The organism is Virgibacillus ainsalahensis (assembly GCF_055380755.1).
Window position 1 is genome coordinate 3,200,728 of record NZ_AP043943.1, and the last position, 23,400, is coordinate 3,224,127.

Annotated in this window: 23 protein-coding genes and 1 riboswitch; of the genes, 12 read left to right on the forward strand and 11 right to left on the reverse strand. The window is 39.6% G+C overall.

Translation table 11 applies throughout. From position 1 onward, the window contains the following. Positions 1-135: 135 nt before the first annotated feature. Both ACZ427_RS15780 and ACZ427_RS15785 read right to left on the reverse strand, forming a co-directional pair. Positions 136-561: a DUF2935 domain-containing protein gene (locus ACZ427_RS15780; RefSeq protein WP_461177039.1), complete on the reverse strand. Its 426-nt coding sequence runs from the start codon at positions 559-561 to the stop codon at positions 136-138. 194 nt (positions 562-755) lie between these two features. Beyond that, a complete protein-coding gene (locus ACZ427_RS15785) occupies positions 756-1,619 on the reverse strand; it encodes a VOC family protein (RefSeq protein WP_461177040.1) in 864 nt (287 codons plus the stop codon). A 186-nt stretch (positions 1,620-1,805) separates the two neighbouring features. Further along, positions 1,806-1,850, forward strand: a riboswitch (PreQ1 riboswitch). Between the two features lie 8 nt (positions 1,851-1,858). Between ACZ427_RS15785 and ACZ427_RS15790 the strand changes: the two genes are divergently transcribed. Both ACZ427_RS15790 and ACZ427_RS15795 read left to right on the forward strand, forming a co-directional pair. After that, positions 1,859-2,344, forward strand: a complete 486-nt coding sequence (locus ACZ427_RS15790; protein ID WP_461177041.1) for a QueT transporter family protein — start codon at positions 1,859-1,861, stop codon at positions 2,342-2,344. A gap of 290 nt (positions 2,345-2,634) precedes the next feature. Further along, positions 2,635-3,402 (forward strand): DUF3891 family protein, encoded by a 768-nt coding sequence (locus tag ACZ427_RS15795; RefSeq protein WP_461177042.1) that lies wholly within the window; start codon positions 2,635-2,637, stop codon positions 3,400-3,402. Positions 3,403-3,465: 63 nt separating this feature from the next. On the opposite strand, the gene yfkAB is transcribed toward ACZ427_RS15795, so the two are convergent. After that, entirely contained in the window at positions 3,466-4,590 is a 1,125-nt protein-coding gene (gene yfkAB / locus ACZ427_RS15800) for a radical SAM/CxCxxxxC motif protein YfkAB (protein WP_461177043.1), read from the reverse strand. 273 nt (positions 4,591-4,863) lie between these two features. On the opposite strand from yfkAB, the gene ACZ427_RS15805 reads away from it, so the two are divergent. Further along, a complete protein-coding gene (locus ACZ427_RS15805; RefSeq protein ID WP_461177044.1) occupies positions 4,864-6,477 on the forward strand; it encodes a catalase in 1,614 nt (537 codons plus the stop codon). A gap of 227 nt (positions 6,478-6,704) precedes the next feature. Next, on the forward strand, positions 6,705-7,865 hold the full coding sequence (locus tag ACZ427_RS15810) for an AI-2E family transporter (protein WP_464883457.1): 1,161 nt from the start codon (positions 6,705-6,707) through the stop codon (positions 7,863-7,865). 66 nt (positions 7,866-7,931) lie between these two features. On the opposite strand, the gene ACZ427_RS15815 is transcribed toward ACZ427_RS15810, so the two are convergent. Then, the gene (locus ACZ427_RS15815) at positions 7,932-8,375 is read right to left on the reverse strand and encodes an SRPBCC family protein (RefSeq protein WP_461177046.1); all 444 of its coding nucleotides are present in this window, start codon (positions 8,373-8,375) and stop codon (positions 7,932-7,934) included. Between the two features lie 226 nt (positions 8,376-8,601). Between ACZ427_RS15815 and ACZ427_RS15820 the strand changes: the two genes are divergently transcribed. From ACZ427_RS15820 to ACZ427_RS15835, 4 genes are read left to right on the forward strand one after another with little or no spacing between them, the layout of a single operon-like run. Further along, positions 8,602-8,985: a GntR family transcriptional regulator gene (locus ACZ427_RS15820; RefSeq protein WP_461177047.1), complete on the forward strand. Its 384-nt coding sequence runs from the start codon at positions 8,602-8,604 to the stop codon at positions 8,983-8,985. Further along, positions 8,975-9,847 carry an ATP-binding cassette domain-containing protein gene (locus ACZ427_RS15825; protein WP_461177048.1) on the forward strand — a complete coding sequence of 291 codons (873 nt, stop codon included), beginning with the start codon at positions 8,975-8,977 and terminating at the stop codon, positions 9,845-9,847. Before ACZ427_RS15820 ends, ACZ427_RS15825 begins: the two co-directional genes overlap by 11 nt. A 1-nt stretch (position 9,848) precedes the next feature. Continuing rightward, positions 9,849-10,619, forward strand: coding sequence for a hypothetical protein (locus ACZ427_RS15830; protein ID WP_461177049.1), 771 nt, complete (start codon positions 9,849-9,851; stop codon positions 10,617-10,619). Between the two features lie 14 nt (positions 10,620-10,633). Beyond that, a complete protein-coding gene (locus tag ACZ427_RS15835) occupies positions 10,634-10,834 on the forward strand; it encodes a hypothetical protein (RefSeq protein WP_464883458.1) in 201 nt (66 codons plus the stop codon). A 95-nt stretch (positions 10,835-10,929) separates the two neighbouring features. Here the strand turns inward: ACZ427_RS15835 and ACZ427_RS15840 are convergent, their stop codons facing one another. Then, on the reverse strand, positions 10,930-11,649 hold the full coding sequence (locus ACZ427_RS15840) for an EcsC family protein (protein ID WP_461177051.1): 720 nt from the start codon (positions 11,647-11,649) through the stop codon (positions 10,930-10,932). 275 nt (positions 11,650-11,924) lie between these two features. Between ACZ427_RS15840 and tatA the strand changes: the two genes are divergently transcribed. Beyond that, complete coding sequence (tatA, locus tag ACZ427_RS15845; protein ID WP_461177052.1) at positions 11,925-12,131, forward strand: twin-arginine translocase TatA/TatE family subunit; 207 nt, start codon at positions 11,925-11,927, stop codon at positions 12,129-12,131. Positions 12,132-12,423: 292 nt separating this feature from the next. Continuing rightward, positions 12,424-13,410, forward strand: coding sequence for an acrylyl-CoA reductase family protein (locus ACZ427_RS15850; protein WP_461177053.1), 987 nt, complete (start codon positions 12,424-12,426; stop codon positions 13,408-13,410). Between the two features lie 81 nt (positions 13,411-13,491). On the opposite strand, the gene ACZ427_RS15855 is transcribed toward ACZ427_RS15850, so the two are convergent. The 6 genes from ACZ427_RS15855 to ACZ427_RS15880 form a co-directional block, all read right to left on the reverse strand. Then, a complete protein-coding gene (locus ACZ427_RS15855; protein ID WP_461177054.1) occupies positions 13,492-14,469 on the reverse strand; it encodes a M23 family metallopeptidase in 978 nt (325 codons plus the stop codon). A 678-nt stretch (positions 14,470-15,147) separates the two neighbouring features. Continuing rightward, entirely contained in the window at positions 15,148-16,605 is a 1,458-nt protein-coding gene (locus ACZ427_RS15860; protein ID WP_461177055.1) for an MDR family MFS transporter, read from the reverse strand. Between the two features lie 142 nt (positions 16,606-16,747). Continuing rightward, complete coding sequence (locus ACZ427_RS15865) at positions 16,748-18,481, reverse strand: ABC transporter ATP-binding protein (RefSeq protein ID WP_461177056.1); 1,734 nt, start codon at positions 18,479-18,481, stop codon at positions 16,748-16,750. Between the two features lie 83 nt (positions 18,482-18,564). Then, entirely contained in the window at positions 18,565-20,166 is a 1,602-nt protein-coding gene (locus tag ACZ427_RS15870; RefSeq protein WP_461177057.1) for an ABC transporter permease, read from the reverse strand. Then, the gene (locus ACZ427_RS15875; protein ID WP_461177058.1) at positions 20,166-21,074 is read right to left on the reverse strand and encodes an ABC transporter ATP-binding protein; all 909 of its coding nucleotides are present in this window, start codon (positions 21,072-21,074) and stop codon (positions 20,166-20,168) included. Before ACZ427_RS15875 ends, ACZ427_RS15870 begins: the two co-directional genes overlap by 1 nt. Positions 21,075-21,084: 10 nt before the next feature. Beyond that, positions 21,085-21,711 (reverse strand): TetR/AcrR family transcriptional regulator, encoded by a 627-nt coding sequence (locus ACZ427_RS15880; RefSeq protein ID WP_461177059.1) that lies wholly within the window; start codon positions 21,709-21,711, stop codon positions 21,085-21,087. Between the two features lie 307 nt (positions 21,712-22,018). Between ACZ427_RS15880 and ACZ427_RS15885 the strand changes: the two genes are divergently transcribed. Further along, positions 22,019-22,591: a transposase gene (locus tag ACZ427_RS15885; protein WP_461177060.1), complete on the forward strand. Its 573-nt coding sequence runs from the start codon at positions 22,019-22,021 to the stop codon at positions 22,589-22,591. 130 nt (positions 22,592-22,721) lie between these two features. Further along, on the forward strand, positions 22,722-23,390 hold the full coding sequence (locus ACZ427_RS15890; RefSeq protein ID WP_461177061.1) for a GntR family transcriptional regulator: 669 nt from the start codon (positions 22,722-22,724) through the stop codon (positions 23,388-23,390). The last annotated feature ends 10 nt before the right edge of the window (positions 23,391-23,400 follow it).

The following is a 23,400-nucleotide window of genomic DNA, read 5'->3' on the forward strand; positions in this document are numbered from 1 at the left end:
TTATTATAAACGAAAAAAGTTAAATTAAAATAATGATGTTAAAGGTGTTCTTATTTAATTTCCAAAAGAAAAAGCCCTTTATAATGGCTACCCCATTAATAAGGACTATTTCGTATTATTTTTATATTGACAGAATTACTGCTGATACAGGATTGTTTGTGCGACTCCAATAAAATACTCTGATTCAACAATAATATGATTCAATACAACCTTGGCTGTTTGATTGGTGCTAATAGGTTGACTTTCCTCCATAATTGTACGGCAAAATTCAATAAAGGCTTCACTTTGCTGCAAACAAAAAGTAACAAGCTGCATAATATCCTGATGAAGTGCTTGAGAAACCTGTCCATTTGAACGATTTACTGTCTCAATATATCTTGTTACTCGCTGATGTGCTTTCGCAAATTCTTTTTCCCAATCTTTTAATGCCTCTACATATTTCTGTTCAAGATTTCCCACAAGCTCCCTAATAACAACAGTATGTTCTTCTTCCTGATGTTTCCAAAACTCGGCCTCATCAAGAACACGTAAAGGCATCTGGTTCCCATAGTAATACTGCATTAATTACCCTCCATCCTATTTAACATCACTTCATATATATGTACAAGATGTCCAATGAAGAACAATAATTTAACATATTAAAAAAGGTCAGATTAAATCTAATCTGACCTTTTTTGTTCTCCAGCTATGCGGCTCTCTTCATTATTTACTATGATATTGAGTATTTCCTCCCAAAAGTGAGCCGTTTACATTTTTTAAACATTCACTCTCATCTGTATTGTATTACCAGATGGATCTTTCACAACATAATAATCATTTGCTTGAGTTACACCCGCACCAATCTTCTTTAATCGATCAACCGCTTCTCTTCTTACAGTCTCATCCGGAAATACAATCGTGTACCACCTTAATCCCGCACTATTTGTTGCCGGCTCTGGTGCGCCCGTTCCATTCCAGACATTTAATGCAATATGGTGATGGTAGCCACCGGTTGATGTAAAAAGCGCACCAGGGAAGTTTGTAACAATGTTGAAGCCAAGCCCCTGCATGTAGAATTCTTCCGTCTTTTCCAGTTCAGCAACATGCAAATGGATATGTCCCATTACTGTATCTTCTGGCAGCATATTCCATTCTTTATCACTTTCCGCAAGGAGCCCATCTCCATCCAGAGGCTCTGTACTCATCGTTACCTCGCCTTCTTTCCAATTCCATTCGGAAGACGGACGGTCACGGGCAATTTCTATTCCATTCCCATCCGGATCGGAAAAATAAAGTGCTTCACTTACAATATGGTCAGATGCTCCCAACCTTAATTGGGGGCCTCCCTTCTTAATAAGATTTCTTAGAAACGCTGCAAGGTCCGCACGTGATGGCAGAAGAATTGCAAAGTGAAATAATCCAGTGGTCCTTCCCTCTTTCGGTACAACATCTTCAGGTTGCTCAATCGTGAGTAAAGGTGTTTTCCCATCTGCTGTTAACACAGCTTTACGACCAGACTGTTCGAGCACTTGAAATCCGACAACATTCTTATAAAAAGTAAGTGAATTTTCCAGATCTGTTACGTTAATACTAACTTCACCAATATATGTCACCGGTTTTTCAAAAAACTTCTTTTCCATATTTATCTTCCTCTTCCTTCAATTTTCTTTTATATAAACACTTTTATTACAAGTCTTCACTTGGTTACTTTATGTAAGTATTATATTTCCTATTACACGTATTGTCAACTGACTTCTCTTCAATTTAAGCATGGCATTGAAATCCTCTTTTCATTCCTGTCTTTTTGTACTATACTAGTTTAGTTGCAAAACGTGGTTCGTAACCATCCCACGAAAAAAAACTAGGGAGCGAATGAAATATGAAATCGAAAACACTGGTAGTAAATGCCGTGTTGGCAGCATTGTATATTGCTGTATCCATGGTAATTCAGCCATTTGGATTTACGAATGTGCAATTCCGTATTTCCGAAATGTTTAACCATCTTATTGTTTTTAATAGAAAATACTTTTTCGGGATCGTATTGGGTGTGTTTTTAACCAATTTGCTTTTCTCACCGTTAGGAATTTACGACCTGGTATTTGGTGTGGCACATTCTGCTATTTCTTTGGGAATTATTATTTTTCTTGCAAAGTATATTAAAAACATTTGGATATTGCTGATTGCCAACACGCTCGTCTTTACATTCAATATGTTTATCATCGCATTCGAATTAAACTTGGCTCTTGCCCTGCCATTCCTGTTCACATGGCTAACAACAGCTGCAGGTGAAATTGTTGTACTCGCTGCGGGTATACCGATTATGTATGCATTAAATAAACGTTTACGCTTTGATAAACTTATATAGATGATGTACTTCACCATTCATTGCGGATGGTGAAGTTATTTTATGTAGATAAAACCAGCAAGGTGGCTAAGCGCATGCGTTGTTTTTCATACAAAAGTAAAACTTTCTTACTGTATAAGTCCGTTTTGGCTTTTGTCACAAGTTGGTAAAAGCCAAATTTTTCTAATACTCTTCCCGTTCCAGCCTATTTCATTATTAAAAACTGGCTCATTATATTTTGCCACTCCAACATTTTTGATTATACTTAGAATATACATGATGGGTAAAATGAGTAGAAAGGATGATCGTTGATGATAGTCAGGGAACGCACGAATGAATTTGTAATGATTGAACAGGATCACCATGCCCAGGTTTCAGGAAAGATCATGGCTAAATGGAAGGATGCATTATTTCAAGGGACAGAACAAAGAAAATCTGTGGAATATGCGATTCATATGCATGATTACGGCTGGAAGAATTTTGACAGGAAACCTTTTTGGAATGATAAACATCAAAGCCCTTACTCGTTTAACGATTTTCCTGATATTCCTAAAGTTATCCTTTATAAGCATGGGGTCGATGTGGTAGAGAAGGAAGACTCCTATGCAGGCCTACTTTGCAGTGAACATTATAAACAATTCCTGATCAATGAACCAGGGGATGAAATTCAGGTTTTTGTTAAGCAGGAAGAAGAGCGGGAAGAACGAATCATAGAGTCACTGGGTCAATTCAACAAACGTTTGTTTAACTTTCATTATGGTCTTGTTCTTCTTGGTGATGGTCTATCTTTATATGCCTGTTTAAACGAGCCCCTAGCCTCAGAAGAAAATGTGCATCCTTTCTTTAAGAAAGGTATACCTTTATCCTCTGATCTGGAACTGGGAGATACAATGCAGCCCCGTTGGGTAGATGAACATACGATTGCACTTGATCCATTTCCTTTCGAGGAGCCGATTGATATTAAAATCAAACAAAAAATCGTGGCGAAGGAGGCCATTTCAGCACAGGGGTTAATTGACAGTTATGAGCAGGCCCCTTTTGAGGAAGTCTCCATACGCTTAATAGCTGAAGAGAATTAATTTCTAATGCCACTGTCGATTGATTTTTGCGCCTTCGTCATACCCGGCGCAAAAATCTTCTTATTACATTCGAATCTTCGCTTCCCTCTTCCCAAAATCAATATCCGGATAATATGCATTTTTCACCAAAACATTTGGGCCGAGACATTTGACTGCTGAACAATGGCAGTTCAGACTTTTGGCAGTCTTTGACTCCAGCCATCGTGAATAGGCTTCTGGTAATGCGCCTGTTTGAATATTTCCCAATGAAGATTCATCCGCAAAGTCCGTTACGATAATATCTCCTGTAAATATATTTACATTTAGACGGGAGCGCCCATCCGGATCATTCCTAAGTGAAATATTTTTTTCCTTGTACAATCGTTTAAGTAAATTTAACGCTTCTTCCGAGGAGCTGCAAGCATAAAAAGGTAGTGTGCCGAACAACATCCACATCTCTTGATTACGGTAATCTAAAAGACGCTCAATACCTGTACGCATTTCATCCAATGTAAGTGTTTCCAGATTGCTGGCGAAATCTACCGGGTACATTGGGTGAATTTCGTGCCTCGCACATCCCATTTCATTAACATGATCATGGATCTCTTCAAGATATGGAAAGGTCCGCTTATTCAGCATGGTTTCTGCAGATACCATAACCCCCTCATCCGAAAGTCTTTGTGAATTTTCCACCAATCGATCAAAATACTTCTTTCGATTTTCCAACGAGGGTTTGCGTTCCATACGTGCAAATCCGGTTTCCGCAAATTCCTCCACTGTTCCCCAATTATGAGAAATATGCAGGACATCGAGAAATGGGGTGATTTGCTCATAGCGATTATAAGGCAGCGTCAAATTTGAATTCATCTGTGTTTTTACTCCGCGGCTATGTGCATATTCCAGCAAAGGAAGGACATAGTTTCTTACTGATTTTTTGTTCATCATCGGTTCTCCACCTGTGATACTTAATGTACGGAGATGCACAACTTCATCCAACCGTTTGATAAGCAAATCCATTGGGAGCGCATCCGGGTCGCTTGGCTGCAAGGTGTAGCCGACTGCACAATGGGCGCAGCGCATATTGCACATGTTTGTTGTTGTAAATTCGATATTTGATAAAGTCATTTCACCATGTTCTTCAACATCCCTATAGGCTTCCCACGGGTCATTGGCAGGTGTCATGGATTGAAATTTCTCTTTAGGTATCATTAATAAAAACTCCTTTTCTTAGAAGGTCAAACCAATAAATTTATACTTTTTGACATTGCAAACAATACCTACCTCATTTTAACACGTTTACCTATTCCCTCCATCTCCTTTTCAAATCAATTGTATTCAAATTTCTTCAGTTCCTGTTCGTCCTTTTTATTCATATCTAATTTTCTCAAAAAACGGGCATGATTTCCACGCAGGTCGGCAACACTGAGGATAGTGAAATGAAGAATCATTATAATCAAACTATATGAAAAAGGATGGTAATAAATGGCCGATAATCAATCAAACAACCGTAAAAATAAAACAAATATAGAGAACGAAGACACACTGACAACAAGACAGGGGCAGCCGGTTACAAACAACCAGGACATAAGAACAGTTGGGAGTCGGGGCCCTGCTACGCTCGAGAATTATGATTTTATCGAGAAAATAAGCCATTTTGATAGAGAAAAAATACCGGAACGGATTGTCCATGCTCGTGGCGCTGGAGCCCATGGATATTTTGAAACATATGGCTCGGTTGGAGATGAGCCTGTTTCGAAATATACACGTGCCAAATTGTTTCAGGAAAAAGGGAAACAAACTCCGGTATTTGTACGTTTTTCAACCGTCGTACATGGAACACATTCTCCCGAAACTGTACGTGATCCACGTGGTTTTGCAGTTAAATTTTATACAGAGGATGGTAACTGGGATCTGGTTGGAAACAATATAAAAATCTTCTTTATCCGGGATGCCATGAAATTCCCTGACATGATCCATGCATTCCGACCCGACCCTGTTACAAATATACAGGATAGTCAACGCTTCTTTGATTTTTGTTCGAATTCACCTGAATCGTTTCATATGGTTACATTTATTTATTCACCTTGGGGGATTCCGGCAAATTACCGGATGATGCAGGGATCAGGAGTTAACGCATACAGATGGATAAACGATGAAGGAGAAGCTGTACTTATTAAATATCATTGGGAGCCAAAGCAGGGCATAAAAAATCTGACGATGAAAAAAGCTGCAGAAATTCAGGCTGAAAACTTTAACCATGCAACACAGGATTTATATGATGCAATTGAACGTGAAGAATACCCGGAGTGGGAGCTTTTTGTTCAGATCATGAGTGACGAGGAACATCCGGAACTTGATTTCGATCCACTCGACGATACAAAATTATGGCCTGCAGATAAATTTCCATGGTTACCGGTCGGAAAATTGATTTTAAACAAAAATCCGGAAAATTATTTTACAGAAGTGGAGCAGGCATCATTTGGTACAGGCGTGCTTGTGGACGGTCTTGATTTCTCCGATGATAAAATGCTACAGGGAAGAACGTTTTCCTATTCAGACACCCAGCGCTACCGGGTAGGTGCAAACCACCTGCAGATTCCGATTAATGCTGCTAAGAAACGGGTGGCGACAAATCAGGAAGGTGGCCAATCACGATATGAGAATGATAAGGCTCCCGGCCAAAATAAACATGTTAATTATGAACCGTCTTCATTAGGAGGCCTGCATGAAGCGGTACAAACCGGGAAGGAACATACACCTGAAGTTGAAGGAAAGCTCGTGCGTAAACCAATTGAACGGAATGATAATACAAAACAGGCTGGAGAAACGTTCCGGATGTTTCAGGATTGGGAGCGGGATGAATTAATCAATAACCTCGTCGGGGATCTTTCTGAATGCATCCAGGATATCCAGGATAAAATGATTGCTCTTGCTGAAGAGGCAGATGAGGAATATGGCCGCCGGCTGCGTGAGGGGCTGGAAGAGGCAAAAAAAATGAAAAAGGATGGCTCCAGCATGAATCCGCTTGGCAACAAAGATGCGGAAAAAGCACCTGATCAGGCAGTAGAAAAAGGACATGACGCCGACCCTTATTAATCAAGGGATAGAACGGGTCTGACTCCTCGTAAAATCGGGGATCAGACCCATTTCTTTTGGTTAATCTCATTCGGAGTCATGAATTTCCTGAGACGATATAGTATCCTGTTAAGCTTCTCTATTACATTCCTAGCAGAGGAGTATATCATGAAATCGGCATACTATTGTGATAAAATATGAATAGTAACTTTCCTTTTATAAGGATTGAGGAACGCTAGGAAAGGATAATGACAATGAATCGTTGGGACACCTCGCCATTCTTCCGCTTCTTTGGCGGAAAAAATCTATTATACTTATTTGCTCTTTTACTTCTCATCGGGCTGAATATTCTTATCTTTACAGAAGTCTCGTTTATCTTTCAGCCGATTGCAGTTCTCATCGGAACAATCGCCCTTCCTTCTATTCTGGCTGTCATAGCGTTTTATTTACTTCGTCCGCTCGTCAGATTACTGGAGAGCTACAGCATAAAAAGGGGTTGGGCAATATTAATTGTTTTTATTGCACTTATTGGCGCGATTGCCTTACTCATTTTGCTGATTGTCCCCTTCCTGCAGCGGCAAATCACGAGTCTTGTTGATGAGTTTCCACAATATCTCCTGCAGATGGGAAACGGATTAGATCAATGGCTTAGAAGCTCTATTTTTGCCGGCTATTATGAGAACCTGTTTGCAAATATTGATACGTTATTTCAAAACCTTTTGGAAAATCTGTCCACATATGCCGGCAACACAATCGAAGGGATAACCGGTTTTATTTCCCAGGTTGCCACCATCGTAATTGCTATCGTGACAGTTCCCTTTATTCTATTTTATTTATTGAAAGAAGGGGAGAAATTTCCACGAAGAATCATACAGTTACTTCCCCCAAAATTACGCCCGGAGTTTAAAGAAGTCTTTGATGACATTGATCATCAGTTGAGTTCTTACATCGTGGGTCAAATATTGGTCAGCCTTAGTATTGGCGTAATGCTGTATATTGGGTTTCTGATTATTGGTCTTGATTATTCGCTGCTGCTAGCCGCAATCGCCAGTGTAACGAATTTTGTACCGTATCTGGGCCCTGCAATCGCGATTATCCCAGCATTAATTATTGCTGTGGTGACATCACCATTTATGTTTTTCAAGCTAGTCATTGTATGGACGATTGTACAATTACTGGAAGGTAAATTAATCTCGCCGCAAATAATGGGCAAAAGGCTCCACGTACATCCTATAACGATTATATTTGTTCTATTAACTGCAGGAAACTTGTTTGGAGTCGTAGGAATCCTCCTCGCAATCCCAGGTTATGCAGTGCTTAAAGTTATTGTAAGTCATCTGTTCATTCTATTCCAGCGCCGCCATAACAGGTATGCTGAAGAAAACAATCATTATGAGATTAAAAGCTGACCGGGTCAAAACGCTGTTTGATTCGGCTAATCCAAAGAGGGCTGTCCAAAAGGTTCAGCCCTTATTTTAATGGAAAAAACTTTCCTCAGATAATTGCTTGATTTTTTGTTTTGCTACAGCTGCAAACTCCGCTGATGCTTCATAATAATCTTTGCCGTTGTGCAATAACGCAAAATCTCCATGTCTCATTCTAAGCCTTGTACCATCACCATGTATCAATAGCTGATAAGCATATTTGATCTCCCCGGCTTTTGGCACTGCTCTCCAATTGGACATACACAAATCTAACTGTAATTCTTTATTTTTTTCTGCTTTAATCACTGTATGTTTCCAAAACCCGCCACTGGGTAAATTCCATTTCATTTCAGTTCCAACCTCCACCGTCTCTTCCGGGAAATTCTCCGGCAAATCATCCCATTTTCTTATATATTCCGGCTTTGCGAGTATATCCCATACCTTTGAAGGCGGCGCATGAATAATAATTTCATCCGTTACTATCAAAGTACTCATAAGCTGTTTCCTCCTGTTATCTAATGTATCGTCACGGCAAATTATTTCTCTTTTTATAGTATATTACCAAGCCCAACACTTATCCTCTTTCGTTTCAGTCAGCTCAAGACTCCAACATTTACGATTGACAAAATTAATATATGGTATTATGGTTATACACATAAGTATATAACCATAATACCATATCAGTATATATACAATTAAGAAGCAAGGTGGTGACGCTCCGTTGAATAAGACATTTGATAATAATAAACCGATCTTCATGCAGGTACGAGAACGTATCGAAGATCAAATTGTGAATGACCAATTAAAAGAAGGGAATCAGGCACCATCCACAACGCAATTGGTAAATTTCTATAAAATCAACCATGCTACTGTATCAAAAGGTGTCACTCAGCTGGTGGACGAAGGGATTCTTTATAAAAAGCGAGGTGTTGGCATGTTTGTCGCAGAAGGGGCCAAAGAAAAGCTGCTCCAAAAACGAAAAGAAGCATTTGTTGATAATTATGTCGTTCATTTAGTCCAGGAAGCGGACAAATTGGGAATATCGGAGAACGAGGTATTCGAATTAATTAAACAGGTAAAAGGAAGTGAAATAAATGACTTTTGATGTAGTAATGAAAAACTTATCCTTAAAATACAAAAATTTTGAAGCACTGAAGGATATCTCATTTAAGCTTGAGCACGGAAAAATATATGGACTTCTTGGCAGAAATGGTGCCGGGAAGACTTCTCTTCTCTCCCTCTTAGCCTCGTTCCGGGAAACAACAGAAGGTTCCATTAAAATTGGCGGGGAAGAACCGTTTGAAAATGCCGGTATCATGCAACATATATCCTTTTTATATAATGCAGATCTTTCAGAAGAAACGGAAAAGGTAAAGGGGATGCTCGAAATTGTGGAAAGATACCGGCCTTATTATAATGCGGAATATGCGAAATATCTCGTAAAACAATTTAAGCTACCCTTAGATAAACCGGTCAATCAGCTTTCGAAAGGGATGCAATCTGCGCTGGGTGTGACGATGGGTTTGGCAAGTCGGGCTCCTATAACGATTTTCGATGAAGTCTATCTTGGCATGGACGCACCAACAAGAGAAATTTTTTATCAGGAATTATTGGATGATCAAGCAAAACATCCGCGTACGTTTATCGTATCCACCCATCTCGTTTCTGAAATGGATTATCTATTTGATGAAGTGCTTATTATTGATCAGGGCAAGCTTGTACTGCAAGAAGACTATGAAACTTTGGCTTCACAAGGTGCTTCTATTACCGGGGCGTCTCAAGAAGTAGATGCGTTTGTTAGCGGAATGGAACAATTGAACCAGCAGCAATTAGGTGGAACAAAATCTGTAATGGTATACGGGGCACTCAGTGATAAGCAGATAAAAGAAGCACAGAAAAAGGGATTAGAAGTTGGTCCTGTTTCGCTCCAGGATTTATTCATACATTTAACAAAGGAGGATGGTTAGATTGAATCAAAAATCCATTTTCCCTAAAATTGCAACTGACCTGTTTTCCGTGCAGCTTATCTGGACACTTTGGTTTATAGGTTTTGTTTTAGCAGCACGTATCATAACGATTATTGTTCTTGTAAATACCGGCAATTCAATGGGAAACTTTTTACATTTTGCCCATGGATCCACCAAAATTTATATGCTCGTTATCGGGATTATATCCATCTATGGCTTTCTGGAATTCTATGTGAATCATGGAGTAACGAGGAGAGACTATTTTAAAGGATCATTCTTAGCAGCTGCAGGAATTTCCATGGCTCTTACTTTAATCTCTGCTACCCTGACTGGTGTAGAATATATTATTCTGGAACTTACAAATATTTCATCTGTAATTGAACCAGTAACAGGAGATAACCAAATTGGCTTTTATATACCAAAAGAAATTTTCGATTCATCCATCCTGTTAAACAGCACGAATTGGCTGTTGTCCATGATAATGTTCGTGTTAAATATACTAACCTTTTATGTCATTGGGTGGATTATAGGAGCAGGATACTACCGCTATGGGTGGATCATCGGGTTTGGATTTGTTGCAATTGGCATTGCTTCTATTTTTACTTCAGATTTACTCTGGGGCACAGAAATAGAAGAACCACTGTCCAACTGGCTGCCCTTTGATTCGATTAATTTACCGCTTTATGGATCTATCATAGGAAACATTATATTAATAGGGATTCTGCTGTCGGCTATACGACTGCTTACAAAAAGAATAGCAATTAAGATGTAAGGACAAAGGAGAATATGATGAAGTTTTTCAAGATAGTTTTTGACTGGATGACAGTAATCGGTCTGGTGTTATTATTGGGACGAATAATTACGGCTGTATTCTTATTACTGGATATACCGTTTACAACCTTTTTTAAGGATTACAGTCTTATTTCGATTGTTACTTTAATCATTGGTTTGATTGGTCAGCAAATGATGAAATCCAATAAAAAATAAACCTATTCAAAATACGTTCATTAAGTACATAGGTACTTAATGAACGTATTTTTTGCGGCATACTTGAACCACTGTTTTGTGACCTCAGGGATTTTTTAATCATCAGGAGCATTCAAATAACGCATTCGATATGCATTCAACGCTGTTTCTCCCAGCGTATCCATAAGATTATGGTTTGCATATGCTCCTACAATTGCGCCAAATCCGGGGACCAATTGAAGCATTTTAATTAAGTCTATATAATCACGATATTCCTGTTGAAATACATGCCAATCCATATCAACAAGTTTCTCCTTTTCCTTTTCCCAATTTTCTAGAATATAGAAAGTTTCCTTCCTTCTTTCATCACTGGAAAAAGCGAGTTGGAATACGTGTAGAATGAATAAACGTTCTTCATATTCCCTTGTATCATGCCCATAGATTGCTGCTACCTCAAACAAGAACTTCATTTTAATTGATAAAAGTAATGGAAAATCAGCAAGCCCCAGAAAGATGCCCCCTGCGCCAGTTCCAGCTCCTTCAATGACTGCAGTTTTTCGGTAAGATGTCAACTTCTCCTTAATGAGCTCATCGCGTTTATACAGACTTGTTTCACTTGATTGCAGCTTGCCTGTTGTGACATGTGAGCCGACTAAAGTTGCCTTTACCATATTTTTGATACTATCCGTAATAATTTTATGGGCTTTCTCAGGAATCATTCCATTCACTTTCGTTTGTGCCTTTTTCGATAATTGATTAAAGAGACCAGATCTTTTCAACACTTTTCTTCGCCAGGCCTTTAGGTCATTGACCACTTTCTCATCATATTCTTTCATTTCAATCATCCTCTTACTTTCGCTTGTATATCAGATATACGTTTTATCAAGAGAAATGATTCAATTTTATAAGCTTTTTCATTTCACTTTGATTAATTATACAATAAGCAGATATCATTAGAATTCCAGCAAAGGACTGGTAATTAATGTTTACGAATTTAATAATTGGACAGAATAAACAATGCGATTGCTAAATACGTATCGACTAATAAAAAAACCTTCTTGAACACATACTAAAACAAGCGTGTCATCCCAAAACAAAAGGAGTTAGCAAAATGGGCTTTACAAGTATAGGTATACCAGGTTTGATTCTCATTTTAATCATTGCTTTGATTATTTTCGGACCGAAAAAGCTTCCGGAAATCGGATCTGCTTTTGGCCAAACTCTTTCCGAATTTAAGAAATCAGCGCACAGTCTGATGAGTGATGAGGAAACAAAATCAGATGAGAAGGAAACGGCAGATCCACAGAAAGGAAAATAGTTATCTACACTTGGTAGTAAAGGCGAACAGAGTACTGTTCGCCTTTTTATACATCCATTAACTTCTCTACCGCAACAAACTCCTAAAGTATTTTCATCTATCCTACCTTGGTAATTTGGAATATACTTCATATTGACGCATAGAGTAAAAATGAATGCCAATGCGTTTTATTTTCCCGAAAAAGGGAATTAGATATAAATACGTTTAGAAAATCTGGTCTGTCGTCATTAGTTCCAATTATGCTGCAGGGAAACTTCATCCTTTCCCAACTGCCAAAGAAAGGAATGATAGAATGGAAAAGTTTAATGCACTTGTACTTGATCAAACAAATGAACAAACCAGCCTGGATATCAGAAATTTAACATTGAATGATTTGCCTGATGGTGATGTTGTCATCGAAGTTGCGTTTTCAAGCATTAATTACAAAGATGCAATGGTTGGCATTAATAACCAGATGGTCAAATCTTATCCTCATGTGCCGGGTATTGACTTAGCCGGTACCGTCATTGATTCAAAGGATAGTCGCTTTAAATCAGACGATGAGGTGATTGTTACGAGCTATGCTTTGGGTACAGGACATGCCGGAGGATTTAGTAAAGTAGCACGGGTTCCGGGTGAGTGGGTTGTCCCACTTCCCAAAGGGTTAACTCTTAAAGAGGCAATGATCCTTGGTACAGCCGGACTTACAGCTGGTTTATCCATACAGAGACTGGAAGATAATGGCTTAACTCCAGGCAAAGGTTCCGTACTTGTTGCAGGTGCCACAGGTGGGGTGGGCAGTCTTTGTGTTGATATGCTAGCGAAAAATGGCTATGACGTTACAGCAAGCACAGGGAAATCCAGTGAAGCGGAATACTTGAAAAAATTAGGTGCAAAAGAAGTTATAGACAGAGAAGCGGTCACGGATACAGACGGTACCCCAACCCGCAAGAAAAAGTGGGAAGCCGCCGTGGATCCAGTAGGTGGAGAGACACTTCAGTATATTTTGAGCAGCCTGAAATACGGAGGATCTGTAGCCACCAGCGGGCTAGTAGGGGGTATCGAAGTTTCTACAACCGTACTTCCGTTCATTTCAAGAGGAATAAACTGGCTCGGGATCGATTCTGTACAATGTCCAATGGATTTGCGCAAGAAAGTATGGAACCGTTTAGCAGATGATTTAAAACCTACCTTTCTCAATGAAGACATTGTCAATGAGGTGTCGTTACAGGAAGTCCCCCATGTGTTGGAAGAAATCCTGGAAGGAAAGGTTCGGGGAAGAACTCTTATTAAACTTTAAATATGAAAAAAGTAAAACCAGAGGCCTGGAATTCCTCCTGCCTCTGGTTCATCAATAATCAGTAGTGATATATGTTTGAACTTATTCCACAAAATCCCCTTGGATAAATTCTTCTTCGCGCTTGAAGTTAATTCGAATGGCTTTTGAATCCGTTGGGTCTGCAGAGTCAGCAACATGAAAATGGATATGTGGTTCACTGGAATTTCCAGAGTTTCCTACTATTCCAAGCAGCTCACCTTGTTTGACTTCATCCCCTTCCTTGACTTCAATTGATTGGTATTTGAAGTGAGCAAGATAACTGTATTCCTCATTACCATGGTCAAGGATGACATAATTGCCCATAGATGACTCCTCATTCATTTCACCAACCGGTTTATTATCTTCCACATCATTTTCTACTTTAACGACCGTCCCATCAGCTGGGGCAAGATATTCCTTACCAAATGCATAATAGCTTTCGTTTTTGGTTGGATCCCCTTCGTAGGTGCTGTTTTCGTTCATGATCAAGAAATCGTAAGCATAGCGCTGATTTTCATATTCATAATGGTAATTCAGCAAACTGTTCGTACCGCCCCAAACAACGAACCACTCATCCTGAAAAGGCAAATCAAATACTGTTTCAGTATATACTTCATCTGTTTTCGGGTAGACCGCGAGTGGCATAACCTGGAATCCCTGCAGAATATCATGCTCATCAAAGACTGCCACCATCCCTTTGGAACCACTGTCATCTGTCCAAACATATTGCTGCCCGCCATCAACATAAGGAACCTCAGATTGTAATGTATATGTAGTAACTCCTTTATTAAATTCTTCACCTATCTCCTGCAGTTGCTCCAGGGACACTTCATCCTGAAATGCTTTGCTCATCTGACCGTACATCCTCTCATAATCCCCTTCCAGGAAAACATCGGATAATTCTTCTGGTTTCATCGGTTCCTCCCCTTCATTTGTTTCTTCTTCCTGATTTTCTTCAGCACCTCCTTCTCCATTGTTACAAGCGGTTAAGAAAACAGTTAAAAAAACAACCAATATAAAAAACACCCTCAGATATCGCAATCATGCCCCTCCTTGTTGTGTCTTAATATTACTACGGATAAGTGCTGGGAGAGGTTTCAATATGGACCTTATATTAAAACAAGAGTTCGATGTGATTCACATAAGAAATGTCCTTCATATGCTTGATGATGACCATTTATCTTGTGATTCGCATAAGAAATGTCCTTCATTTCCTTGATGATGACCATTTATCTTGTGATTCGCATAAGAAATGTCCTTCATTTCCTTGATGATGACCATTTATATTGTGATTCACATAAGAAATGTCCTTCATTTCCTTGATGATGACCATTTATCTTGTGATTCGTATAAGAAATGTCCTTCATATGCTTGATGATGATCATTTATATTGTGATTCGCATAAGAAATGTCCTTCATTTCCTTGATGATGACCATTTATCTTGTGATTCGCATAAGAAATGTCCTTCATTTCCTTGATGATGACCATTTATCTTGTGATTCGCATAAGAAATGTCCTTCATATGCTTGATGTCATTTAATTAACATGGAAAAAATAGCAGGGGATAATTTATTTCAAATCACTCCCTGCTATTTTTATTCCAACTTAAATTCGATGCTAAATTCTAAGCGATTTACTTCGTCTTTTTCTTGTTTGCACTTTAAAAGAGTCCGACGTTTAGCCGGACTCAATCCTTTCATATCTCAAAAATTCTAATACTAATCCGCATTCACACCAGTCATTTCTTTTTCTTTTTTTGGAGATCTCAGGAATAATGAAAGGACTAACGCAATAAATGCGAGAATTGTACTTCCCATAAATGCCCATTCAAATCCTTCAACTTGTGCCAGTTGTGGTATCAGGCTTCCAGAGGTATTTACTCCAGGCTGATATTGCTGGGCTCCCACACTAACAAGCGTGACAAGGATTGCCGTCCCAATGGCTGCAGAGATTTGCTGCATTGTATTCGCCATTGCAGATCCATGAGCATACCATTTAACCGGCAATTGGTTCAGAGCCGATGTCATTACAGGCATGAGGGTAAAGGAAAGCCCAAACATCCTAATTGCATATACCACTGTTAAAAAAGTGAACGAGGTTTCCAGTGACAATTGGGTGAATAGAAACGTTGTTACCGTTACAATTGTAAGACCGGTAATCGCCAGCCACTTTGCTCCAAACATATCAAACAGGCGTCCTGTGATTGGTGACATAATTCCAATGACGATTGCACCTGGAAGAAGCATTAAGCCGGATTCAAGTGGTGTAAATCCAAGCACATTTTGCATAAATAAAGGAAGCAGGGTTTCTGCACCAATCAGGGAAATCAGTACAGCCATTGTAATGATAATCGCAAGTGTAAAAATATGAAATTTAAAGACACGGAATTCCAGCATTGGTGCTTGCAACGTGAACTGTCTCCATATAAATAGCCCAATCACAACCGCTCCACCTATAATGCAAAGAAGTACCACAGGACTAGTCCATCCCCTCTCTGCTGCAGTACTAAATCCATAAAGAAATCCTCCAAACCCGAACGAAGATAAAATAATGGAAGCAACATCAAGCTTTGGTTTGCCCAGTTCTGTCACATTTTTCAAGAAAATGGCAGCCACCGTAATCGTAATAGCAACGATTGGCAAGACAGTGAAAAACAAGGCTCGCCATTCAAAGTGCTCCAATAGCCAGCCGGAAAGCGTCGGTCCAATTGCCGGTCCAAAGGAAATGACAATCCCAATCATGCCCATTGCAGTTCCACGGCGTTCAATCGGAATAATGGCCAGAAGCACCGTCATTAATAACGGAAGCATAATTCCTGAACCGGAAGCCTGAACAATTCTTCCTAGGAGAAGGATAGAAAAAGCTGGCGCAACGGCGGAAATAAGTGTCCCTGTACCAAACAGACCTATTGCCGTTAAGAATAAAGCACGTGTAGAGAAACGCTCAATTAAATAAGCTGAAATCGGGATCATGATTCCATTTGTCATAAGAAATGCTGTCGTCAGCCATTGAACTTCCCCTTGTGTAATTCCAAATGCTTCCTGAATGGTCGGTAAGGCTGTTGCCAGTAATGTTTCATTTATAATCCCCATGAATGCACCAATTAACAAAGAGGCAATCATGGCCGCTTTTTGACCTTTGGGTAAATCCCATGATGTGTTCGCGGTAGAACTCATATATTAAACTCCTCTCTTACTTTTCATTGTTTAGCATTTTCAATTGAAATAGATAAGAAATTATACATCTACAAGCCATTTTAATCAAATCATTTGTTGTCAGCACAATAATAAGAGGCCCCCACTTTTAGAGGCCTCTTATTCAAGTCAATTGTTGGTCTGCAAATTCACGATACAACGCATGTGATGCCGTCAGCTCCACATGGGTACCGCTACCTGTTACTTGTCCCTGCTCAATAAAAAGGATTTTATCCGCATCAACGATGGTAGATAACCTGTGGGCGATAACGAAGGTTGTGCGCCCTTCCATCAACCGGGTTAATGCCTGTTGGACAACCTTTTCCGATTGGCTGTCAAGACTAGCTGTTGCCTCGTCCATCATCAGAATTTTAGGGTCTCGCAGGAATGCTCTGGCAATATTAATCCGCTGACGCTGGCCACCGGACAGTTTGATACCGCGTTCCCCAACTTTTGTATCCAGTCCTGCTGAAAAAGATTTAATAAATTGATCAGCATAAGCCATTTCAGCCACTTCCCACAGTCGTTCCTCTGGTATATTATCGGCATTATGTAATCCATATGTCAGGTTTTCACGAATGGTTCCGGCCATCATGGCGCTTTCCTGTGAAACATATCCAATTTGACTACGCCATGATTTCAAGGACAACTCGTTTATTGATGTGCTGCCAATTAGAATTTCCCCGGATGTTGGCTCATAATACCTTTCAAGCAAACCAAATAATGTAGTTTTCCCGCCACCACTTGGACCGGCAAATGCAATCTTTTCCCCTGGCTTAGCTTCAAATGACACATTTCTGATTACAGGTTCTGCTTCGTTATAACCGAAAGACACATTGGAAACCTGAATCGATTCATTGCCAATTTCTTTCTCTATTCCTTCCTGCCCTGCTTCTTGAGGCAATTCCAAAATTGCAATAATCCGCTCTGTTGCCCCTTTCGCTTTTTGCAATTGGGTGAAGAACATGGCAAATGTTGTAATCGGAAAAATGATTTGAAACAGGTAAAGCAGGAATGCAACAAGGGAACCGGTGGACATCGAACCCTCTGCCACACGGATACCTCCATAACCGATAATAACTACAACGACAAACATAACTATCATATACATCAGTGGACCAATCAAGGCAATAATCCGAGCTTCTTTCAAACCAAGCCCCAGCATTTTTCCAATACCGGATATACCTTTCTTTTCTTCCACGCCTTCAGCTGTTGAAGATTTCATTAATCGAATTTCAGCCAATGTTTGTTGAATACTCCCTGTAAAATCAGCTGTTTCATCCTGAAGGCTGCGTGATATTCTTGCCATTTTATTTCCTAATGGAAGCATTATAACCACCGTAACCGGTACAGAAATCATCATTAATAGTGTCATTTTCCAATCCATAATAAACAGTATAATGACAGCTCCTATAATCGATATGATTCCTGAAATGAACTGCGGAAAATGCTGGGAGATTAAATCCCGTACAATACCTGTATCATTAACCACACGACTGACTGATTCACCACTCGCATTTTTATCAAAATAGCTTACTGGCATGCGAATAAGCTTTAACCACATGAATTCCCGTAATCTCGCCACAATTCGCTGCCCCACTGCAGCCAGCAGGTAAGTAGAAAACCCATCAATAACCGCATGCAAAATAAATGCTAACACAATAGCAATAATGATTAGCGGGCTTAGAGATTCCAATGAAAATCCATCCACAAGCTCCCGTGTGAGCAATGGTATCGTAAGTCCTACAAGTGTTGTAATAAGACTGCCTATTAAACCCAATGTCAGTACCATTTTTGGGATATTTGTTGATAATATAAGGGATATAAAAGGCTTTAGTCCCCTTTGTTGTTCTTTCATGATATAACTCCAATCTTTTTAGCGGGGGTCTGTCCCCCACTACATTAACGCTTTAAAGTGATGGGGGACAGACCCCAAAAAATCTATCCTTCTATATCCCGCTTCCTATATCCTATGAAACCAGCAATCACTAACACAGCCGCAATGATTGTCAGAACAATAACCGGCATGGTTTCCATTTCTTCTACTGGAAGCTGGGGAATATAGCCGAACGGAGAGAGCTTTCCAACCCAGTCCGGAAATTGAAATAACCCTCCTAAATATAGCACAATGAAGGAGTAAAATACATAGAGCCAAATGAGGCTGGTGAGCTTTGGCAGAAAACCAATGAGCAATACAGCAATACCAATCATGACAAGTATTGCCGGATAATATACGAGTGCTGCTCCATAGATTGTTCCAAATTCAAAGCCGTCTTCCATGACAGCATCTCCTGCAGCCCAAAGACCAATTGCAGTAAGTGAAAGCATGATAAATCCATTCACCATAGCAATGAGAAGGTAACCGCCCATCAGCCTTATACGGGAAACAGCTCTTCCAAGTAAATGTTCAACGCGATTTTTCTTCTCTTCCCCATAAAGTTTATTTATTGCCATCACAGGAGGCACTGTTGCAAGTAAAGCCATTATGATCATTAACATGGGGATAAATTGCTCCGTTAATGTATACCCTTCCTCCTGCATCAGCATCTGCTCCATCATCTCATTACCTGAAAAAAATGCTTCCAGATCACCTAAAACAGAGCCATAGGAAAGTCCCATCACAAACATACCAACAGCCCAGGAAATTATTCCCGTACGCTGCAGCTTTAAACTGAGACCAATAGGAGTTTGCAGAAAGGCCGAAGCATATTTCCTGCCCGGTTTTGACGGAAAAAAACCAGCCCCCAAATCCCGAATGGCATTCAAATAATTTGCCAAGATGAATAGAATGATAGATACACCAATCATCAACAGCATCGGCCACCAATTATTATTCGAATAGATTTGCGTCTGGGGAACCCAACCTAAGGGAGAGATCCATGATAATGCTTCGTTACTTACATCAGCAACAGCGCGGATGAGATAGGCGATAAGCAACACGGCGATGGAATAACCGATTGTACCACGGGAGCTCTCTGAAAGCTGGGCGAAAATTGCTGTCACACCGGCAAAGAAAATACCGGTTGCGCCTAATACTGTACCGTATAGTAAAGATCCTTCCACCCCCATGCTTTCTATACCTAATGCATATAATCCAAAACCCGTAATCAGTGCCAAAATCACATTCGTTGCACTTATAACCAGTAACGTTGCATTTAGATTGGATAATCTCCCGACTGGCAAGGACCGGATCATTTCAATACGTCCATCTTCTTCATCTGCCCGCGTATGGCGAGACACTAATAAAATACTCATAAGTCCGGCAACAATCGCTGTAAAAAGCAGCATTTGATGTGCTGACATCACTCCAATTGTATAGTTATTCAAATCTGCCGGACCTACCATCGCTGTCATCGCGGGATTTTCCATTGTCTGAGCCATCCCAACTCTATCTTGCTCAGAAGGATATAAATCCGCAAAGGCAATAGGAACAATAAGCGTAAAGAATGTAATTCCAATTAACCATAATGGAATACGAATGCGATCCCTTCTTAGAATCAGCCTGGAAAGTGATCCGGTATTTTTAGAGATTGACCCGGCCATCAGGATACACCTCCTGCCTCAGTCTCACTCTTATTATCATAATGACGCATAAATAAATCCTCCAGGGTTGGTGGTGCACTTTCTAATTTCACAATGCCAAATTCACTTACATGCCTAATCACATTGTCCAATTCTTCTGTATCCACCTGAAATGACAACCCTTGCTCTGTTTCTTCCAAAGCATGAACACCGATTAATTGATGTAAACCAGAAAGTGGCTCCTTCGTTTCGACAAGCAAATTTGTACGTGTTAAATGACGCAGTTCACTTAACGTACCTGTTTCAATCATTTTCCCTTGGCGAATAATACCAACCCTGTCACATAATTTTTCTACTTCTGATAAAATATGACTGGACAGCAGAACACTCTTCCCTGCTCTTTTTACATCGAGGACACACTCCTGGAAGACCTGTTCCATTAATGGATCAAGACCAGACGTCGGCTCATCCAGGATATAAAAGTCTGCATCGGAAGCAAAAGCAGCAACCAATGCAACCTTCTGCCGGTTCCCTTTGGAATAGGTTCTGCATTTTTTGGTGGGGTCAAGGTCGAATTTTCTAATTAATTCTTCGCGTCGGTTTTTATTATTACCTCCACGTAACTTTACAAATAGATCAATAACCTCTCCGCCAGTTAAGTTTGGCCATAAATTTACATCACCAGGAACATATGCAATCCGCTTATGAATGTCAACAGCATCTGACCATGCATCTTTGCCGAAAATTTCTGCCTTTCCCTCTGTTGCCTTTAAAATACCGAGCAGCACACGGATGGTTGTTGATTTTCCTGCGCCATTTGGTCCAATGAAACCATATATTTCTCCTTCATTCACTTCCAGGTTCACTCCATCTAACGCGGTAAACTTTCCGAATTTTTTGGTTACATTACTAACCTTTAACAAACTCATTTTATCCCTCCTATTGGTTATAAAAACTCGTTTTTAATACGTCCAGGTATTCATAAAATTCATCCCAGTATGGCGTTAAATCGACGTAAGCAATTTTTTTATCTTTAAAGTGTGCCATTAACTCATTCTGATAACCTTCTATGGACCATCTAATGAGCTGAAAAGCTTTGTCTACATTAATATCATTGCGAAAAAGACTTTTATCGATATTCTCATAAATCATGGCATTTCCTTTTTTCTGGAATTCTATTAGGTGTGCATGTAATTCTGCAGGTATTTCTTCTTCCTCATTCAAATAAACAACACTTATGAAATTACTGACATTTGGATTTTCTTGCTGATATTCCCACTTAACCTGAGCAATCTGTTTTAAGCGTTCGATGAAGTCCCGTTCTTTCGTATCGATAAGATAAATATATTCATGAAGAAGGATGTTAATGGCATAATCAATCAGATAATGATAAAGATCCTTTTTATTATTGAAATAGTGAAAAAGCATCCCCTTTCCTATGCCGGCACTTTTAACGATTTGATTCGTTGAAGCCTTTTCATATCCATTTTCCGCAAACTCCTTCATTGCGGCATTCAAAATTCGCTTTTGTTTCTGAGTATCAAGGTTTTTAAATGTCTCATTCACATCAGCTCAACCCCATTTCATTATTTTAATGCTAATTACCAACCGCACAGACCACATCGGTCGATTACATAATAACACCATCGACCACCTTGGTCAACTGGGGGTCTGTCCCCCACTGCGCTAAATCGTTAAAGTAAAAACTATAAAACCGTATATTACACTATAATTCTCTCGCTGTTTTTAACTTTTCCATAAATAATTTTGAAATTCTCAATGGGTACTGGGAGCCAAAATGACTTATTCCCTCTTTGTTTAAACAGCTCAATTAGAGTATCATCAAGTTATCTTAGAAAAGGAGGCCCATTAAATGGCTCGAAAACACCGGGTATGGTTTCCAGGTGCGACCTACCATATTACAGCCCGTGGAATTCGTCGTGATAATATATTTTATGATTATTACGATTATCAGCATTATATAAATCTTCTCGGCTTATGTAAAAAGGACATTTCATTTTCTCTTCATGCATATTGCCTCATGCCAAACCATATTCACCTGCTTCTTGAAACAAAAAAAGAACCGCCTGGCACCATCATCAAATTCATCCATTCCCGTTACGCCATCTATTTTAATAAACGGTATGATTTAAGTGGTCATGTATTTCAAGGCCGTTACCACGGAAAACTGATTGATACAATCCAGTACTTTCTTCAGGCAAGTAAATATATCCATTTAAACCCAAAAGAAGCTAAAATGATGCTTAAACCTGAACAATATCTTTGGAGCAGCTATCATTATTATATAGATGATGCCAAAGACCATCCGTTACTAGAAACCAAACGAGTTTTATCATACTTTCAAGAACCCCAAAAGGAAAATTACTGTACCTATGTGGAAAACAAAGAACTCACTTCCGCAGGGACCTGGCCCTCACCACTTTAACGCTTTAACGTAACGGGGGACAGGCCCCTCACTTACAGGCCCCTCACTTAAATGCGATATATTGTATATCAATTTTATTCATTTTCGTGTATACTATATTTACATTACTTACTTTAAAGGAGGGGTTACAATGCCCATACCAAGTAGCCATTCAAAGCCAATTCGTCAATCGGCAAAGGAAAACGCATTCAATCAACTCCAGCAATGGATTATTGATGGAACACTGCTCCCTGGTGAGAAATTGAATGATACCGAACTTGCAAATGCATTAGGTGTCAGCAGAACTCCAGTACGTGAATCGCTGCAGCTTCTTGAAGTACAAGGTTTTGTAAAAATGTACCCGGGAAAAGCAACACAGGTGACTGAAGTGGAAAGAGAGTCGATTAAAGACCTTCTTCCTCCATTAGCAATGCTTCAAGCATTATCCGCTGAACTGGCCATAGAAAACCTTACAAAAGATGTCATTACATTGCTTAAAGAAACTAACAAAAGATTTGCAGAAGCAATTCGTTCGGAAAGCTATTATGCAGCTTTAAAAACCGATGAAGAATTTCATCAAATTATCGTAGATACAGCCAATAACTCCTATATTCCCGGCCTAATTGAATCACTGCAGCCACATGTCAGAAGGCTATTTTTCCATAATTCGGTTGGTTTAGCAGATAGGTCCATTGAAGAGCATGACAAAATCATAGAATTAATGAAGCAGGGTGAGAAAGAACAAGTTTCTTCAATAATGAAAGGAAATTGGTTACGTACAATCGAGGAGTTCCCTGTAGAAAATAGACAGAGAAAATAAAAGCCGGCTC

Coding starts and splice junctions, on each gene's coding strand:
- ACZ427_RS15780 (WP_461177039.1), bottom strand. CDS start 561: ATGCAGTATTACTATGGGAACCAGATGCCTTTACGTGTTCTTGATGAG.
- ACZ427_RS15890 (WP_461177061.1), top strand. CDS start 22,722: ATGCCCATACCAAGTAGCCATTCAAAGCCAATTCGTCAATCGGCAAAG.
- ACZ427_RS15810 (WP_464883457.1), top strand. CDS start 6,705: ATGACAATGAATCGTTGGGACACCTCGCCATTCTTCCGCTTCTTTGGC.
- tatA (WP_461177052.1), top strand. CDS start 11,925: ATGGGCTTTACAAGTATAGGTATACCAGGTTTGATTCTCATTTTAATC.
- ACZ427_RS15840 (WP_461177051.1), bottom strand. CDS start 11,649: ATGAAAGAATATGATGAGAAAGTGGTCAATGACCTAAAGGCCTGGCGA.
- ACZ427_RS15860 (WP_461177055.1), bottom strand. CDS start 16,605: ATGAGTTCTACCGCGAACACATCATGGGATTTACCCAAAGGTCAAAAA.
- ACZ427_RS15875 (WP_461177058.1), bottom strand. CDS start 21,074: ATGAGTTTGTTAAAGGTTAGTAATGTAACCAAAAAATTCGGAAAGTTT.
- ACZ427_RS15825 (WP_461177048.1), top strand. CDS start 8,975: ATGACTTTTGATGTAGTAATGAAAAACTTATCCTTAAAATACAAAAAT.
- ACZ427_RS15870 (WP_461177057.1), bottom strand. CDS start 20,166: ATGGCCGGGTCAATCTCTAAAAATACCGGATCACTTTCCAGGCTGATT.
- ACZ427_RS15815 (WP_461177046.1), bottom strand. CDS start 8,375: ATGAGTACTTTGATAGTAACGGATGAAATTATTATTCATGCGCCGCCT.
- yfkAB (WP_461177043.1), bottom strand. CDS start 4,590: ATGATACCTAAAGAGAAATTTCAATCCATGACACCTGCCAATGACCCG.
- ACZ427_RS15865 (WP_461177056.1), bottom strand. CDS start 18,481: ATGAAAGAACAACAAAGGGGACTAAAGCCTTTTATATCCCTTATATTA.
- ACZ427_RS15805 (WP_461177044.1), top strand. CDS start 4,864: ATGGCCGATAATCAATCAAACAACCGTAAAAATAAAACAAATATAGAG.
- ACZ427_RS15835 (WP_464883458.1), top strand. CDS start 10,634: ATGATGAAGTTTTTCAAGATAGTTTTTGACTGGATGACAGTAATCGGT.
- ACZ427_RS15795 (WP_461177042.1), top strand. CDS start 2,635: ATGATAGTCAGGGAACGCACGAATGAATTTGTAATGATTGAACAGGAT.
- ACZ427_RS15885 (WP_461177060.1), top strand. CDS start 22,019: ATGGCTCGAAAACACCGGGTATGGTTTCCAGGTGCGACCTACCATATT.
- ACZ427_RS15785 (WP_461177040.1), bottom strand. CDS start 1,619: ATGGAAAAGAAGTTTTTTGAAAAACCGGTGACATATATTGGTGAAGTT.
- ACZ427_RS15790 (WP_461177041.1), top strand. CDS start 1,859: ATGAAATCGAAAACACTGGTAGTAAATGCCGTGTTGGCAGCATTGTAT.
- ACZ427_RS15850 (WP_461177053.1), top strand. CDS start 12,424: ATGGAAAAGTTTAATGCACTTGTACTTGATCAAACAAATGAACAAACC.